The sequence below is a fragment of the Mycobacterium sp. 852002-50816_SCH5313054-b genome (assembly GCF_001667185.1).
GTDB lineage: Bacteria > Actinomycetota > Actinomycetes > Mycobacteriales > Mycobacteriaceae > Mycobacterium.
In genome coordinates this window covers 70,455-86,255 of record NZ_LZIC01000133.1, presented here as the reverse complement: position 1 = coordinate 86,255, position 15,801 = coordinate 70,455, and the positions used below count along the sequence as shown (strand labels likewise).

The following is a 15,801-nucleotide window of genomic DNA, read 5'->3' as shown; positions in this document are numbered from 1 at the left end:
CGGTGCCACCGACAGCCATCGCAGTCATCGGGCTGGCCTGCCGACTCCCCGGCGCCGGCAGCCCGGACGGGTTCTGGCGGCTGATTCGCGACGGCGCCGAAGCCTCCGCGTTGCCCGGTGACGTCGCCGAGTTCGACGCGAACTTCTTCAACGTCTCGCCGCGCGAGGCCGCCGCGATGGACCCCCGGCAGCGCCTCGCGCTGGAGTTGGCGTGGGAGGCCCTCGAAGACGCCTTCGTGCTACCGGAAACCCTGCGCGGAGAACGGGTCGCGGTCTACCTCGGCGCGATGAACGACGACTACGGCGTGTTGACGCTCGCCCAGGAAATCGACCACCACTCCTTCGCCGGTGTCAGCCGGACGATGATCGCGAACCGCGTCTCGTATGCGTTGGGGCTGCAGGGCCCGAGTTTGACCGTCGATTCCGGCCAATCGTCGTCGCTGGTGGCGGTGCACCTCGCCTGCGAAAGCATCCGGACCGGCGAGTCGGAGCTGGCTCTGGCCGGCGGCGTACACCTGAACCTGGCCGGCGAAACCGCCTCGCTGGAAACGGAATTCGGCGCGTTGTCGCCCACGGGTCACACCTATGCGTTCGACGCGCGCGCCGACGGCTACGTGCGAAGCGAGGGCGGTGGGCTGGTGCTGCTGAAGCCGTTGCGCGCGGCCCTCGCCGACGGTGACCCCATCCGCGCCGTCATCCGTGGCAGCGCGGTGGCCAACGCCGGGCACAGCGCCGCCGCCCCGACGGTGCCGTCCGTCCGGGGCGAAGTCGACGTCGTCCGGCGCGCGTTGCGGACCGCCGGCCTCGACGCCGGCCAGCTGCAGTACATCGAGGCGCACGGCACGGGAACCGAAATCGGCGACTCCGTGGAAGCGACGGCACTCGGCGAGGTTTTCGCCGGGCCCCGACGCCATCCGCTCGGCCTGGGGTCGGTGAAGACCAACATCGGCCACGCCGGCGCCGCCGCGGGCATCGCGGGTCTGATCAAGACTGTGTTGGCAGTCGAAAACGCCGCCATTCCACCGAGTCTCAACTACGCGGCGCCGGGTCCCGGATTCGATCCGGAAAGCCTCGGGCTGCGCGTCAACGCCACGCTGACCCCCTGGCCGGAGGACGCGGAACCGCGCCGGGCCGGTGTGTCGTCGTTCGGCATGGGCGGGACCAACGCGCACGTCCTCGTCGAGCAGGCCCCCGCGCGGGTGAAAAGCGAGGCGCGTGACCGCGGTGACGCGCCGACGGCGTGGGTGCTGTCGGGTCGTTCGGAACGGGCGCTGGCCAATCAGGCCGCCCGGCTGCTGACCCACGTCACCGCCGATGCGGCGCTGGAGGTCGGCGACGTGGGATGGTCATTGGCGACGACGCGGTCGGTGTTCGAGCATCGCGCGGTGCTGGTGGGTGCGGACCGAGCAGCGCTCACCTCGGGGCTGGCGGGATTGGCCGACGGCCAGGCGCGTCCCGACGTGGCGGTGGGCCGGGCGCGCGCACCGGGCAAGACGGCGTTCGTATTCCCCGGGCAGGGCGCGCAGTCCCTCGCGATGGGGACGCGGTTGTATGGCCGGTTTCCCGCGTTCGCGCGGGCCTTCGATGAGGCCGCGGCGGCGCTGGACGACCACCTGCGGTTGCCCCTGCGCGACGTGATGTGGGGCGGCGACGCAAAGCTGTTGGACAACACCGAGTTCGCGCAACCGGCGTTGTTCGCGATCGAGCGCGCGCTGGCGGAGTTGTTGCGGGACTGGGGGATTGTCGCGGATGTGGCGCTGGGTCATTCGGTGGGCGAGATCACGGCGGCGCATCTGGCGGGGGTATTGTCACTCGCCGACGCGGCCAAAGTGGTGGCGGCGCGTGGCCGGTTGATGGCCGGGCTGCCCGATGGTGGCGTGATGATCGCGGTGGCCGCCGGCGAGGCCGACGTGACGCCATTGCTGACCGACGGCCTGGCGATCGCCGCCGTCAACGGCCCCGACGCGGTGGTCATCTCGGGCGCGCACGCTGCGGCCGCTGCGGTCGCGGACACTCTGGCGCGGCAAGGCAGGCGGGTGCATCGGCTGACGGTCTCGCACGCTTTTCACTCACCGCTGATGGAGCCCATGATCGACGACTTCGCCGCGGTGGTGGCCGACGTGTCGCCGGCGGAGCCGCGAATTGCCCTGGTGTCCAACGTGTCCGGGCAGCTCGCCGGGCCCGGGTATGGGTCGGCGCATTACTGGGTTGAGCACGTCCGCCGTCCGGTGCGTTTCGCCGACGGGGTGCGAGCCGCCGAGTCGTACGGTGCCGACGTGTTCGTCGAAGTCGGGCCGGGTGGCGGCCTCGGCGCCGCGGTCGAGCACTCCGTGACCACCGACCATCCCGTCTCGGTGACCACGCTCGCCGCCAAGGACCGGCCGGAAGTGGAATCGCTGCTCACCGCGGCCGGCCGGCTCTTCACCGCCGGCGTGGCGGTCCGTTGGGGCGCTGTGCTGCGGGGTGGTCAACGAGTCCCGCTACCGACGTATGGCTTTGCGCGCCAACGGTTCTGGTTGGGTGACCGCACGGACACGCCGTCGCCGGTGGCGTCGCGGCCAGCCGAATTGGCCGAGCGGCTGCGCCCATTGCCGGACCACGAGCAGCGCCGAGAACTCGTCGCGCTGGTGTGCGGGCACGCCGCGGCCGTGTTGGGACATGCCGATCTCCACGCCGTCGACGCCGAGCGCGCTTTCCAAGACCTCGGGTTTGATTCCCTGACCGGGGTCGAATTACGCAACCGCGTCAAAGCGGACACGGGGCTGGCGCTGTCGCGCACACTGGTCTTCGACTATCCAAACCCGGCGGCCCTGGCCGATCACCTGGCGCAACAGCTGCTGCACGGTGAACACGAAAAGTCCAATGACGAAAAGATCTGGTCGGTGCTGAAAAATATTCCGATTCACGAACTTCGAAGGACCGGATTGCTCGACAAACTATTGGCGTTGGCGGGTGATCCGGAAAATCCGTGCGCTCCATCAACGATGGCCGAAGACGCCATCGACTCGTTGAGCCCCGAGGCGCTGATCGCGCTTGCGCTTGATGCCGACGAAGCGGGCGAGGTTCAATAAGGAAACAATCGCCGGGGGACTCGAAAACACCGCGTGATAAGGTAATTCGACATGCGTTTAATAACGCAATTGCACATACGTTGAATAGCAACGACTTTGCGGGGCTGCCGCAAAACTTCTAAACTTCCACATTGGCGCTACATTCTCGGCGGCGCACGAAAGTGATCATTTTCTTCGATCACGACCCAAGCAAGGTAGGGGCATGAGCGTTATCGCGGGCGTGTTCGGAGCGTTGCCGCCACATCGGTATAGCCAGAGCGAGATCACCGATCAATTCGTCGAGTTTCCCGGATTGAAGGAACACGAGGAGATTGTTCGGCGGTTGCACGCGGCCGCGAAGGTCAACAGCCGTCACTTCGTCCTGCCGTTGGAGCGCTACCCGACGCTGACCGACTTCGGCGAGGCCAATGAGATCTTCATCGACGCCGCCGTCGACCTCGGCTGCGAGGCGCTGCTGGGCGCGCTCGAGGAGGCCGGCCTGGAGGTCGGAGACATCGACCTGATCGCCACCTCGACCGTCACCGGTGTCGCGGTGCCGTCGCTGGACGCGCGGATCGCCGGTCGGCTCGGCCTGCGGCCGGACGTGCGCCGGATGCCGCTGTTCGGCCTGGGCTGCGCGGCCGGTGCCGCGGGGGTGGCCCGGCTGCACGACTACCTGCGCGGCGATCCGGACGGCGTCGCGGTCCTGGTCTCGGTCGAGCTCTGCTCGCTGACCTACCCGGCGGTCAAGCCGACCGTGTCGGGGCTGGTCGGCAGCGCGCTGTTCGGCGACGGCGCGGCCGCGGTGGTGGCCGTGGGCGACCGCCGCGCGGCCGCGGTGCGCGCGGGAGGGCCCGACATCGTCGACTCGCGCAGCCGCCTGTACCCCGAATCGCTGCACATCATGGGCTGGAACGTCAACTCCTCGGGGCTGCAGCTGGTGCTGTCGCCGGAGCTGACGACGTTCATCGACCGCTACCTGGCCGACGACGTCAACGGGTTCCTCGCCACGAACGGGCTGACCAAGGACGACATCGGCGCATGGGTCACTCACCCGGGTGGTCCCAAGGTCATCAACGCCATCGCCAGGAACCTCGAGCTCGGCCCCGACGCGCTGGAGTTGACCTGGCGCTCGCTGGGCGAAATCGCGAACCTGTCGTCGGCATCGGTGCTGCACATCCTGCGCGACACCATCGCCAAGCCGCCGCCGAGCGGCAGCCCCGGGCTGATGCTCGCGATGGGTCCCGGATTCTGTTCCGAATTGGTGCTACTGCGCTGGCACTAGCCCGATGGTGGCGGCCCGCCGCGCCCGGCTACGGCGCGCTTGCGATCTGCCACGAGCCCGACGACGTCGACGGTCACCCCCGGCCTGGGGGACAGCGCGGCGAGGTTGTGGGCGCGGATGCGCTGAGAGGGCAGCCGCAGCGTGGTCCTGGCGACCAGCCGCGCGAGCATGACGGTCATCTCGGTGGTGGCCATGACCGCTCCGATGCAGCGATGCAGGCCCCCGCTGAACGGAATGAATTCATACGGCGCGGGTTTGCGGTAATCCGGGGAACCGGGATCCCAGCGCGCCGGCCGGAACTCGGTCGGCTCCGGCCACAGCTCGGGGAGCCGGTGTGTGACGTACGGGCTGAAGATCAGCAGCCGTCCCGCCCGGATCCGGTGTCCGTCGAATCTCAGGTCCCGGGTCACCTTGCGGGCGGAGACGACGCCGGGCGGATACAGCCTCAGCGTCTCGTGCACGACGCCGTTGAGGTAGGTCAGCGCGTCCAGGTCGCCCGCGGCGGGCGGCCGGTCGCCCAGCACGCGGCGCACCTCGTCGGCGGCGGCGTCCCACGCGCCGGGCAGTGCCAACAGCGTATGAATCGCCCAGGCCAGCGCGCCGCTGGTGGTTTCGTAGCCGGCGGTGATCAGCGAAATGACCGCGTCTCGGATCTCGTTGTCGCTCAACGCGTAACCCTCGTCCCCGCGGCCGTTGATCAGCATCGTGAGCATGTGGTCGTCGGGCATGGGCTGCGCGCGGGCCTCGGCGATTTGGGCGTCGACGAGGTCGTTGATGCTGCTCCGCGCCGCCATCGCCCGCCGCCAGCCCGGGGAGTTCAGCCGCCCCTCCAGCTGCATCACCTGCGGCAGCCGGTGGGTCATGTCCAGCAGGGGCTGCAGTTGCTCGCCGAGGAAGTCCGAATGCGCGGCCATGCGCGGGCCGAACAGGCTCGCTGCGGTGCTGTGGCGCACCGCCGAGCGGCACCGCTGGTAGATGTCCAGCCGCTGCCCGGGTCGCCATCCGTCGATGACGGCGTCGATGCTCGCCACCATCGTCTCCACGTAGTCCTGGATCTGCCGGTGCCGCAGGCCGGGCGCCACGACGCTGCGCCTGCGGCGGTGGTCGTCGCCGTCGCTGACGATCAGCGCGGTGGGTCCGTCGACGATGGCCAGGTTCTCGAAGGTCTCCCGCCAGCTGAACGCATCGGCGTTGGCGAACACGAACTTGTTCGCCTCGGGGCCCAGCAGGTAGGTGTAGCCGTGCCGGCCGACTCCGGAATTGATCACCGGGCCGCGCCACCGGTACAGCGCCAGCAACGCCTCGCCGGGCGGGTAGCGCACCGGCCGATAGGCGCTCATTCGAGCAACTCCGACAGCTCCAGCCAGCGGATCTCCGTCGCGGCGACCTCGTCTTCCAGGCCGCGCAGGTCCCGGGTCAGCCGAGTCAGGCCGGCGTGATCGGACTGGTCGTGATCGGCGAGCTCGTGGTGTTTGGCCGCGATCCGATCGGCGAGCCGCGCGAGCTGACGGTCGACGGCGGCCAGCTCCTTCTCGGCGGTGCGCCGCTGCGAGCCGGACATCGTCTCGGAAGCCGGCGGCCCGGCCCGCGGGCGCTCGGACGGGACCGGACGGTGCGCCGCCAGCCGCAGGTACTCGTCGACGCCGCCGGGCAGGTGCCGCAGCCGCCCGTCGAGGATCGCGTACTGCTGGTCGGTGACCCGCTCCAGCAGGTAGCGGTCGTGCGAGACGACGATCAGGGTGCCCGGCCACGAGTCGAGCAGGTCCTCCACGGCGGTCAGCATGTCGGTGTCGACGTCGTTGGTGGGCTCGTCGAGGAGCAGCACGTTCGGTTCGGACAACAGCGTGAGCATCAGCTGCAGCCGCCGCCGCTGGCCACCGGACAGGTCACCGACGCGCGCGGACAGCGGGCCACCGCCGAACCCGAGTCGCTCCAGGAGCTGGGCCGGGGTCACCTCGCGGCCGTCGACTTCGTAGCCGCCGCGCAGCCGGCCCAGCACGTCGGCGATCCGGTCGCCGGCGAGCGCGCCCAGCTCCTCGCCCCGCTGGTCCAGCACCGCCAGCCGAACTGTCTTGCCGCGCTTGACGCGCCCGGTGTCCGACGTGACGGTGCCGGCGATCAGCCCCAGCAGCGTCGACTTGCCGGCGCCGTTGGCCCCGACGATGCCGGTGCGTTCGCCCGGCGCGATCCGCCATTCGACGTCGCGCAGCACCGGGCGGCCCCCAAAGGAGACCGACACGTCGAGCAGATCGATGACGTCCTTACCGAGTCGCGCGGTCGCCAGCTTGGCCAGCTCGACCGTGTTGCGCAGCGGCGGCACGTCGGCGATCAGCTGGTTGGCGGCTTCGATCCGGAACTTGGGCTTGGAGGTGCGCGCCGGCGGGCCCCGGCGCAGCCACGCGAGCTCCTTGCGCATCAGGTTCTGCCGCTTGGCCTCGCTCGCGGCGGCCACCCGGTCGCGCTCGACGCGCTGCAGCACGTAGGCGGCGTAGCCGCCGTCGAACGGCTCGACGATCCCGTCGTGCACCTCCCACGTCGTGGTGGCGACCTCGTCGAGGAACCAGCGGTCGTGCGTCACCAGCAGCAGCCCGCCGGCGTTGCGGGCCCAGCGCTGCCGCAAGTGGCCGGCCAGCCAGGTGATGCCCTCGATGTCCAGGTGGTTGGTGGGCTCGTCGAGGGCAATCACGTCCCACTCGCCGATCAGCAGCCGGGCCAGCTGGACCCGCCGCCGCTGGCCGCCGGACAGCGTGTCGATCGTTGCGTCCCAGGCGATGTCGGCCACCAACCCGCCGACCACCTCGCGCACCCGCGCGTCGCCCGCCCACTGGTGCTCGGGCTGGTCACCGACCAGCGTCCAGCCCACGGTGTGCGCCGGTTCGAGGGTGTCGGCCTGGCTCAGGGCGCTGACCCGCAGCCCGCTGCGCCGCGTGACGCGGCCGGCATCGGGCCGCACCTGGCCGGTCAGCAGGCCCAACAGGCTGGACTTGCCGTCGCCGTTGCGCCCGACGATGCCGATCCGAGCGCCGTCGTCGACCCCCAGCGTGACCGACTCGAACACGACCTGGGTCGGATATTCCAGGCGAATGCCCTCGGCTCCCAGTAGGTGCGCCACCCGGCCAATTATTCGAGGGTCAGCAGCGCCTGGTCGACGTGGGTCCGCGTGTCGGGCGACGCCTTGCCGGCCACCGCCTCCAGGAAACGGGCGGCGAGGTCGCGCACCTTGAGGTTGGTCTCCTGGGAACGCCAGACCAGCAGGTCGAATGCGCGCTCCGCGGAGATGCCGTAGGCGCTCATGAGCACCCCCTTGGCCTGCTCGATCTTGGCGCGGGCGTCGGCCACCGCCTCCAGGACGTTGGTGATGTCCGTATGCAGCGAGTCGGTGACGTCGACGTAAAAACCCGACGTCCCGGCCAGCGCGCCGCGCTCATCGAGCATCCGGTCACCCGCGACGACGACGCAGCGGGTATGCCCGGCGGTGTCGATGATGCGGTGGCGGCTGCTGAACGGCTTTCCCTTCAGCACGTGGTCGAGCACGGCCGCGACGCGCTCGCGGTCCTCGGGGTGCTTGTGTTGCAGCAACAGTTCGGTGGTCGGCTCGACCTGTCCGGGCTCGTAGCCGTGCATGCGCGCGACCGCGTCCGACCACTCCCAGCGCCGGCCGTCCAGGAAGAACCGGAACCTGCCGACGCGCTGCGGCTCGCCGAGGCCCAGGACCAAGTCGACCGCGCCCAGCCCGCGGTCCTCGACTATGCCGGCCATGAGCTCGTCACACGCCGAGCCCGAACCGTCGGCGCCCGCCCGCCCGTTGCGACGCTCAACGGCCTCGTCTTCGAAGTTCACAGTCATCGCGCACGGCCTTCCTCGCCCACCGCATCATTGCTCTGATCTACTATTTCTAGTGTCCATTATCGCGTGTGTTTATGCCTGGCGGTGCTGGCAAAATGTGAAATTCGCCGCCGATGGGCGGCAGTTCACCGGACCCGGTACTGCTCGGCGTCGCGGTGCTTGAACTCGAGCCCCAGGCCGGGCCGGTGCTGATCGGGCCGCAACGTTCCGCCGTCGGGGGGCAGGGCGCCGTCGAAGAGCATGTGCTCGATGCGGTGGTGATCGTGGAAGTATTCGAGGTGCCGCAGGTTGGGAATCGCGGCGGCGACGTGGGCGTGCAGGTTGGGGGCGCAGTGCCCGGAGACGTCGACGTTGTGCGCGGCGGCGACGGCCGCGGCCCGCAGCCAGTCGGTGATGCCGCCGCAGCGGGTGACGTCGATCTGCAGGCAGTCGACCGCTTCGGCGGCCAGCATCCGGCGGAAGTAGGTCAGGTCGTAGCCGTATTCGCCGGCGGTGACGTCCGGGGTCACTTGGTCGCGCACCTCGTGCAGCCCGGCGAGGTCGTCGGACGACACCGGTTCCTCGAACCAGGTGACGTCGTGGTCGGCCATGGCGTGGGCCACCCGGATCGCCTGCTTGCGGTGGTAGCCGCCGTTGGCGTCGACGTACAATTCGGTCTCGGGCCCGATCACCTTGCGCGCCAGCGCGATTCGGTCCAGGTCGCGGCGCTCGTCGGAACCCGACGCCTCGCCGATCTTGATCTTGACCCGCGGGATCTTCCAGGTGTCCACCCAGCGCTCCAGCTGGGTGCGGGTCTGGCGCTCGTCGTAGGTGGTGAAGCCGCCGCTGCCGTAGATCGGCACCTCGGGGTGCGCCACGCCGAGCAGCCGGCACACGGGCAGGTCGAGCAGTTTCCCCTTGAGGTCCCACAGCGCGGCGTCGACCGCCGAGATCGCGCAGGACACCAGCCCCGGGCGCCCGCTGTTGCGGATCGCGCGGACCATGGATTCCCAGGCGCCGGTGATGTCGAGGGCGCTGTGTCCGTTGACCGCGCCGGCGAGCGGCCCGGTGATCAGCTCGTGACAGGCGCCGGCGGCGTAGGTGTAGCCGAGCCCGCGCCGGTCGCCGGCGACCACCTCGGCCAGGATCAGCGTGGTCGACGACCAGGCGAAGGTGCCGTCGGCTTCCGGTGCGTCGGTGGGGATCTCGTATGCCTGCGCGGTGACCTCGTCGATGCAAGCGTCCAGCATGCGGCCCTCCTAAGTTTTCAGGCCCGCGCGAACGAAGCCGGGCAGCGTGTACCGGGCGACCGTTTCGGCGGCCCGGTGGCGGAGCCGGACCAGGGTGGCCAGCGCGTCGCCGGTCGGCGCGTCCGCGACCGCGGGTGCCCGCCGCGCCTGCGCGGCGCCGGCGACGGCGAACAGGCCGGCGGTCGCGGCGCTGAACAGGGTCAGGCGCCGGGCGCCGCGGTCCACCGCCGCCCAGCCGAGCATGGTGATCGCGTGCACGAAGTCGACTTCGGCGCCCAGCGCGACGCTCACCGCGTCGGGCCGGACGTCGGTCACCGCCGCCTGCGCCAGCAGCCGCGCCCCCAGGATGCGGGTGACCGCCCGCTCCCGCGCGGTCGCCGGCTGATTGGTGACCAACCGCAGCAGCGGGCTCGGGATGGCCAGCAGCGCGATCCCGTAGCCCACTCGCGCCCAGACGATCATCGGGCCCGCCGGCGGGCGAACCGCATCCCGAGCAGCGCGCCCAGCCCGACCCCCAGCGCGCTTGTGCCGCCGGCGACGGGGTGGTGGGAGAACCACAATTCGGGGCTGTGGGCGTGGGACTGGTCGTCGAACTCGCCGTGGGCGCCGTGGTCGCTGCCGGTCTCGGCGTCGACGGGCTCCCACAAGTTGTGCGGCCGCCGTCCGTTGACGCGTTCGTCGGTTTGCTGCGAGTCGTATCCGGTGCGACCGAGGTAGCGGTCCAGCAACGGCGCGACGAACTTCTGGGCCAGCAGGGTGACCGCGGTGCTGTCGCCGACCCAATACTGTTTGCGCCCGGGATGATCCGCGGCGTAGACGACGCCGCGGGCGGCGACCTCCGGCTGATAGATCGGCGGCACCGGCTGCGGATGGCGGGGCAGGCGGGACAGGACCCAGGAGAACTGCGGGGTGTTGACCGCCGGCATCTGGACCACGGTGATCCGCACGTTGGAGCCCTCGTGCAGCAGCTCGCAGCGCACCGATTCGGTGAAGCCGTTGGTGGCGTGCTTGGCGCCGCAGTACGCCGACTGCAGGGGGATGGACCGCTCGCTGAGCGCGGACCCGACCTGCACGATGGTGCCGCGGTCGCGCGGGCGCATCTTCGCCAGCGCCGCCATGGTGCCGTGCACGTAGCCGAGGTAGGTCACCTCGGTCACGCGCTTGAACTCCTCGGCGGATATCTCCCAGAACGGCGCGAACACCGAGGTGAACGCGACGTTGACCCAGGTGTCGATGGGCCCGAACGCGGCTTCGGTCTCGTCGGCGGCGGCCTCGACGGCCGAATAGTCGGCCGCGTCGGTCGGGATGGCCAGCGCCTTACCGCCACCGGCTTCGACGTCGCGGGCGGCGCCTTCCAGGCCGGCCGCGCCGCGGGCGAGCAGGGCCACGTTGGCGCCGCGCTGCCCGAACAATTGGGCGGTGGCCCGGCCGATGCCGGCGCTGGCTCCAGTGATCACCACTGTTTGCGTGGTCTGTGTCATCGCTGAATCTCCTCTCGTTCAGGCGTGATGGACGGCGTCGTCGGCGAGGGTGGCCGTGCATTCCAGCAGCAGGGCGTGCGCGAACGCTTGGGGCAGGTTGCCCCGCAGCTGGCGTTGCCTGACGTCGTATTCCTCGCACAGCAGGCCCGGCGGGCCGCATGCGGCGCGGTTGCGTTCGAACCAGCGCATGGCGCAATGGGCGTGTCCCAGTTGGTGTTCGGCGAGCGCCATCATGAATCCGCAGAGCAAAAAGGCGCCCTCGGCGTCGCCGAGCTCGCGTTCGTCGTGCCGGAAGCGATAGACGTAGCCGTCGTGGGCGAGTTCCCGGCGCACCGCGTCCAGCGTCGCCCGGGTGCGGGGATCGTCGGCGGGCACGGCGCCGCGCACCGGTGGCAGCAGCAGCGACGCGTCGACCCCGGAAAGCCGCGGGCTGCGTTGCCAGTAGCCGTGCGGGTGCACGCTGTCCGACGCGGTGCCGGCGAGGATCGCGTCGGCCAGCGAAGCGGAGGCGGCGACCTCGGGACCGGCGCCGGCCACCTTGGCGATGGCGCGCAGCCCGGCCACACAGGCCAGGCGGGACTGCGTCCAGCGCTCGTCGTCGATCTCCCACACACCGGCATCCGGCTCGCGCCAACGCTTTTCGATCGCGCCGATGGCGGCCTGCGCGGCGCGCCAGCCCTCGGCGTCGAGCCGGTCGGCGGCACCGGCGGTGGCCAGCAGCTGCAGCGCCTCGCCGAAGACGTCGAGCTGGAATTGCTGATTGACCCAGTTGCCGACCTTGTCGGCGCCGCCCGGGTAGCCGGGCAGGTCCAGGGTCTCCTCGCTGGGCACGGCGCCGCCGGTGACCGTGTAGGCGGGCTTGAGGTGCGGGCCGTGCTCGAGCAGCCGGGCGCCGACGAACTCGACCGCTTGGTCGAGCAGCTCGGTCGCGCCCGCGGCGGCCGCGGCGAGGCCGGCGTACACCTGGTCGCGGATCCAGGCGTAGCGGTAGTCGTAGTTCTGGTTGGTGTGCGCGCGTTCGGGGAGGCTCATCGTGGCCGCGGCGACCATGCCGCCGCCGCTGCTGGTCAGCCCGCGCAGCACCGCGTAGGAGTGACGCCCGTCGCGGGGGGCGATCGTGCAGTTCAGTTCGGGGATGCTGCGCTGCCAGGCCGCCGCGGTGGCGTCCCAGGTGATGTCGGGGTCGGGCGGCTGCTCGGGCAGGGCGCGTTCGGACAGCTCGAGCACCAGATCGTGGTGCCGGCCCTCGTCGATGGTGAGCTCGCCCATCAGCGGCTCACCGCGGCCGTGCGCCGATTTCACGGCGCGCGCGTCGTCGCCGCCGGTAAACCGCCACCGCAACCGCCCCGACCGGCCGCTCCACACCCCGTCCTCGAAAGTGGGCTGGCCCGGGCCGTGACGGCCGAACGACGCGCTCGGCGCCAGCAGCATCCGCAACCGCGCCGTCCCGCGGCAGCCCATCAGCCGCCGCAGCAACACCACCCGGCCGGGATCGCCGGGAAAGGCGAGCGCCTCGCGGCACTCGACGATGCCGTCCCGGGTGATCCAGCGGTTGCGCCAGATCAGGGTGCCCGGCTCGTAGTAGCCGCCCCACACGTGCCGCACGTCGGTCGGGGTGATCGCGTACACCCCGTCGCCGCCGATCAGGTTGGAGAAGACGGCGTCGGAGTCCCACCGCGGCGCGCACAGCCACGCCACGTCGCCCTGCGGGCCGATCAGCGCGCCCCGCTCGCCGTCGGCGAGCAGCGCATACTCGCGCAGCACCCGCGGCGCGTAGGCCGCCTCGATGTCGATCGTCTGCTCAGCCACGGGCCCCCGCCGTGGACCGTCGATCGACCGCGCCGGCCGCATCGGTGCGGATCTTGCCGGCCGCCATCCGTTCGGCCAGCCGCGAGGCCAGGGCCATGATCGTCAGGGCCGGATTCGCCGAGCCCTGCGTCGGGCAGACCGATCCGTCGGCGAGAAACAGGTTCGGCACCCCCCACACGCGGTGATCGGAGTCGACCACCGAATTCTGCGGGCTGGTCCCCATGCGGGCGCCGCCGATCAGGTGGGCGAAGCGCTCGATGGTGAGCACGTCCTGGGCGTCGGCGGCGTGCAGGATGTCGCCGATCACCTTGGTGGAGTAGGCGATGTTGGCCTTGTCGTTGTCGCAGAGCGTGTAGTCGAACCGGGCCACCGGGATGCCGTACGGGTCCGTCTCGTCGGCGAGGGTGACCCGGTTGTCCGGCCGCGGCAACAACTCGTTGAGCACGCCGATGGTCGCCCAGTGGTTGTAGTCGCGCATGTACTCGCGCAGGGCGCGGCCCCAATGCCCGTCGGCCAGCACGTGTTCGGCCCAGCCGATGGGCATCGGCGACACCGTCTGGATGGAAAAGCCGCGGGCGAATCCCCGTGCGGGGTCGGTCTCGTAGAACTGTTCGGACGACACCTCCGGGGGAGGCGCCTTGTACATCCGGACCTCGTCGGCCCACCGGCCCGCGGACTGGGTGGCGCCCTGCACCATCACGTAGCGCCCGACCTGGTCGTCGTTGTTGCCCAGCCCGTTGGGGAATCGGTCGCTGGCCGAGTTCAGCAGCAGGCGTGGAGTCTCGATCGAATACCCGGCCACGGCAACGACTTTCGCGCGCTGCAGCCGTTCGGCGCCGCCCGTCTCGTCGTAGTAGACCACGCCCCGCGCGGCGCCGCTCTCGTCGAGTTCGACGCGCGCGGCCATGCAGTTGGCGCGGATCTCCACGCCGTGGGCGAGCGCGTCGGGCAGGTGCGTGACGTAAGGGCTGGCCTTGGCGTTGACCTTGCAGCCCTGCAGGCAATAGCCGCGGTAGATGCAGTGCGGGCGGTTGCCGAAGGTGCCGTTGACGATGCCGACGGGGCCCACGCGCATCTCGATGCCGAGCTTCAGCGCGCCCTCCCACAGCTTGGCGGCAGCGCCCGAAATGGGATGCGGGGCGAACGAATACCGGTGCGGGTAGCCCCACGGCCAGTTCTGGCCGGCCACCGGCAACTCCAGCTCGACGCGCTCGTAGTGGGGCAGCACGTCTTCGTAGCGGATGGGCCAGTCGGCGCCGACCCCGTCGAGGCTGTGGGTGGCGAAGTCGCTGGGGTGGAACCGCGGGCAGTAGCCGGCGTAGTGCACCATCGAGCCGCCGACGCCGCGCCCGGAGTTGTTCTTGCCCAGCTCGATCGGATCCGCCCCGCCGATGATCCGCTTCTGCGTCCAGTACAGGGAGTGCGAACCGGCCTCGTCGGACACCCAGTCCTCGTCGGGATGCCAGAAGGGTCCGGCCTCGAGGATCACCACCCGCCAGCCCGCGCGCGCCAGCCGCTGCGCGAGCACCGAGCCGCCCGCGCCGGCGCCGACGACGACCAGGTCGACCTCGTCGTCGTCGTGGAAGCGGCGCATGGTCTTCTCGCCGGGCAGGTCGCGGGAGTGCACGTCGAGCAGGAACCGCGAATCGTTGTCCTTGGGTCCGACCGCCCCCTTGAACAGGCCGCGCCAAAAGTCGCCCATCAGATCTCACCCTCTTGCACGACTCGGACGGGATCCTCGTCGGTCGCCCCGGGGGTCTCGAACGGTTCGCGCGCCGAGGCGGGCCCGGTGGCACCGCCGAGACGCATGAACCCGCGCGGGTAGGCCGGTCCGCCGAAGCCGATCTCGTTCCACGCCCAGGGGTGGGAGTAGAAGCCCGACAACGTCATTCGCATGCACACCGACCAGGCGCGCTTGACATTCAGGCGTTCCCAGGTCCCGTCCTCCAGCTGGCCCTTGGAGAATTGGTCGATGATCGCTTCGCGGGTGGCGGGTTCGGCCACGGCGAACGAGGCCGCGCCGTAGCGGCGCGCGGCGGTCTCGTCCAGTGCGCGCAGCACCAGCCGCCAGGTGTCGCGATCGTCGGGCATGTCGGCGTACTGGTAGCCGTCGAGGCGCCCGTCGGCGAGCTTGGAGTCGATGGATTCGGCCGCCGGCACCCGCGGTTCGCGATCCTGCGCCAGCACCGTGTCACAGAACGCGCGCAGGCACGGCTCCTCGTCGTCGGTGAAGAACCGCAGCGGGCCGGGGGGTTCCAGCCGGGCCAGCACCACCTTCCTGGTGGCGTCGTCCCACGAGCCGGCGCTTTCCAGCACATCGAAATCGGGGTAGCGCCCGATCATTTGGGGGGTGGTGCCGCGGCGCTGCTTCGGAAGCCACGACGGGTGCGGGGGCTGACGATCGGGGCGCAGGTTGGGCAGGTGGTCGGGGAGCGAGGTGTCGGCCATCGTGAAGATCTATCGCCGGAACCGTTCGCGGCGCAGGACCGAGGCGAGCAGCCCCATCCCGCCGACCATGCACATCAATCCGGGCGCCGCGATCGGCGGGCCCATCGGCACGTTGTAGGACGCGTGCTTCCAGCCGCCCGGCTTGCGCGCGACCCCGCGGGCGTGCAGATACTCGCCCATCAGGCCGTTGGCCGTGTAGATGCCGGCGGTGATCGGCAGCCAGAGCTTGGCCCAGCGCCGCGAGAACACCCCGCCGATTCCGGCGACGACCACCGGCGGGGTCACCACAATGGGGCTCCACATCCACTTGTTGCCGAAGCTGGCCTTGTAGTGCTCGAAGTAGATTTCGGCCGTCGTGACGACCGCCGCCATCGCCGTCAGGCCCGACAGCGAGCGTTCGAAGCGACCGTGCGCGACGTCGTACAGTGCCCGCTCGGCCAGCTGCTGGGGCTGGCCGCCTTCGCGCCGTCCGCCGTTGCCTAGCAACAACATTTGCCTACCCTTTCCTGACGTCCGCCGGGCACCATCGGCCGGCTGGGATTCGTTGGCGAATTGCGGCAGGGCGCCCGGGACCGTTAGATCGGGCCGTCGTCGTGCCCATCGGGCCACCTCACTCCGCAAGGAAACACGCTGTGCCAGCCACCCGACGACAC

12 protein-coding genes are annotated in these 15,801 nt (G+C 70.6%); 2 read left to right on the top strand and 10 right to left on the bottom strand.

The features are described 5' to 3' along the window. The first annotated feature begins 2 nt into the window (after window positions 1-2). On the top strand, window positions 3-3,071 hold the full coding sequence (locus A5787_RS24440; protein WP_066971869.1) for a type I polyketide synthase: 3,069 nt from the start codon (window positions 3-5) through the stop codon (window positions 3,069-3,071). A 130-nt stretch (window positions 3,072-3,201) separates the two neighbouring features. Next, window positions 3,202-4,335: a type III polyketide synthase gene (locus tag A5787_RS24435; RefSeq protein WP_255361741.1), complete on the top strand. Its 1,134-nt coding sequence runs from the start codon at window positions 3,202-3,204 to the stop codon at window positions 4,333-4,335. Here A5787_RS24435 and A5787_RS24430 read toward each other — a convergent pair. The 10 genes from A5787_RS24430 to A5787_RS24385 all read right to left on the bottom strand — a co-directional run bounded on the left by A5787_RS24430 (window position 4,332) and on the right by A5787_RS24385 (window position 15,640). Beyond that, window positions 4,332-5,657, bottom strand: a complete 1,326-nt coding sequence (locus A5787_RS24430) for a cytochrome P450 (RefSeq protein WP_066971920.1) — start codon at window positions 5,655-5,657, stop codon at window positions 4,332-4,334. The two genes, A5787_RS24435 and A5787_RS24430, sit on opposite strands and share 4 nt — an antisense overlap. Before the next feature lie 14 nt (window positions 5,658-5,671). Continuing rightward, the gene (locus A5787_RS24425; RefSeq protein ID WP_066971864.1) at window positions 5,672-7,447 is read right to left on the bottom strand and encodes an ABC-F family ATP-binding cassette domain-containing protein; all 1,776 of its coding nucleotides are present in this window, start codon (window positions 7,445-7,447) and stop codon (window positions 5,672-5,674) included. An 8-nt stretch (window positions 7,448-7,455) separates the two neighbouring features. After that, window positions 7,456-8,181: a PAS and ANTAR domain-containing protein gene (locus tag A5787_RS24420; RefSeq protein ID WP_066971862.1), complete on the bottom strand. Its 726-nt coding sequence runs from the start codon at window positions 8,179-8,181 to the stop codon at window positions 7,456-7,458. Window positions 8,182-8,306: 125 nt separating this feature from the next. Next, window positions 8,307-9,410 (bottom strand): enolase C-terminal domain-like protein, encoded by a 1,104-nt coding sequence (locus A5787_RS24415; RefSeq protein WP_066971859.1) that lies wholly within the window; start codon window positions 9,408-9,410, stop codon window positions 8,307-8,309. Between the two features lie 9 nt (window positions 9,411-9,419). After that, window positions 9,420-9,872 (bottom strand): hypothetical protein, encoded by a 453-nt coding sequence (locus A5787_RS24410; RefSeq protein ID WP_066971857.1) that lies wholly within the window; start codon window positions 9,870-9,872, stop codon window positions 9,420-9,422. After that, window positions 9,869-10,891 carry an SDR family oxidoreductase gene (locus A5787_RS24405; RefSeq protein ID WP_082977428.1) on the bottom strand — a complete coding sequence of 341 codons (1,023 nt, stop codon included), beginning with the start codon at window positions 10,889-10,891 and terminating at the stop codon, window positions 9,869-9,871. Before A5787_RS24405 ends, A5787_RS24410 begins: the two co-directional genes overlap by 4 nt. Window positions 10,892-10,909: 18 nt before the next feature. Next, window positions 10,910-12,700, bottom strand: coding sequence for a glycoside hydrolase family 15 protein (locus A5787_RS24400; RefSeq protein WP_066971919.1), 1,791 nt, complete (start codon window positions 12,698-12,700; stop codon window positions 10,910-10,912). Next, window positions 12,693-14,402, bottom strand: coding sequence for a GMC family oxidoreductase (locus A5787_RS24395; protein ID WP_066971852.1), 1,710 nt, complete (start codon window positions 14,400-14,402; stop codon window positions 12,693-12,695). The genes A5787_RS24400 and A5787_RS24395 overlap by 8 nt, the downstream gene beginning before the upstream one ends. Further along, entirely contained in the window at window positions 14,402-15,148 is a 747-nt protein-coding gene (locus A5787_RS24390) for a gluconate 2-dehydrogenase subunit 3 family protein (protein WP_066971850.1), read from the bottom strand. Before A5787_RS24390 ends, A5787_RS24395 begins: the two co-directional genes overlap by 1 nt. A 9-nt stretch (window positions 15,149-15,157) precedes the next feature. Continuing rightward, window positions 15,158-15,640, bottom strand: coding sequence for a hypothetical protein (locus tag A5787_RS24385; RefSeq protein ID WP_066971848.1), 483 nt, complete (start codon window positions 15,638-15,640; stop codon window positions 15,158-15,160). Between the last annotated feature and the right edge of the window lie 161 nt (window positions 15,641-15,801).

Excerpts from the sequence above, each read along its gene's own strand:
- A5787_RS24420 (WP_066971862.1), bottom strand. The coding sequence starts at position 8,181 with ATGACTGTGAACTTCGAAGACGAGGCCGTTGAGCGTCGCAACGGGCGG.
- A5787_RS24415 (WP_066971859.1), bottom strand. The coding sequence starts at position 9,410 with ATGCTGGACGCTTGCATCGACGAGGTCACCGCGCAGGCATACGAGATC.
- A5787_RS24410 (WP_066971857.1), bottom strand. The coding sequence starts at position 9,872 with ATGATCGTCTGGGCGCGAGTGGGCTACGGGATCGCGCTGCTGGCCATC.
- A5787_RS24405 (WP_082977428.1), bottom strand. The coding sequence starts at position 10,891 with ATGACACAGACCACGCAAACAGTGGTGATCACTGGAGCCAGCGCCGGC.
- A5787_RS24395 (WP_066971852.1), bottom strand. The coding sequence starts at position 14,402 with ATGGGCGACTTTTGGCGCGGCCTGTTCAAGGGGGCGGTCGGACCCAAG.
- A5787_RS24390 (WP_066971850.1), bottom strand. The coding sequence starts at position 15,148 with ATGGCCGACACCTCGCTCCCCGACCACCTGCCCAACCTGCGCCCCGAT.
- A5787_RS24385 (WP_066971848.1), bottom strand. The coding sequence starts at position 15,640 with ATGTTGTTGCTAGGCAACGGCGGACGGCGCGAAGGCGGCCAGCCCCAG.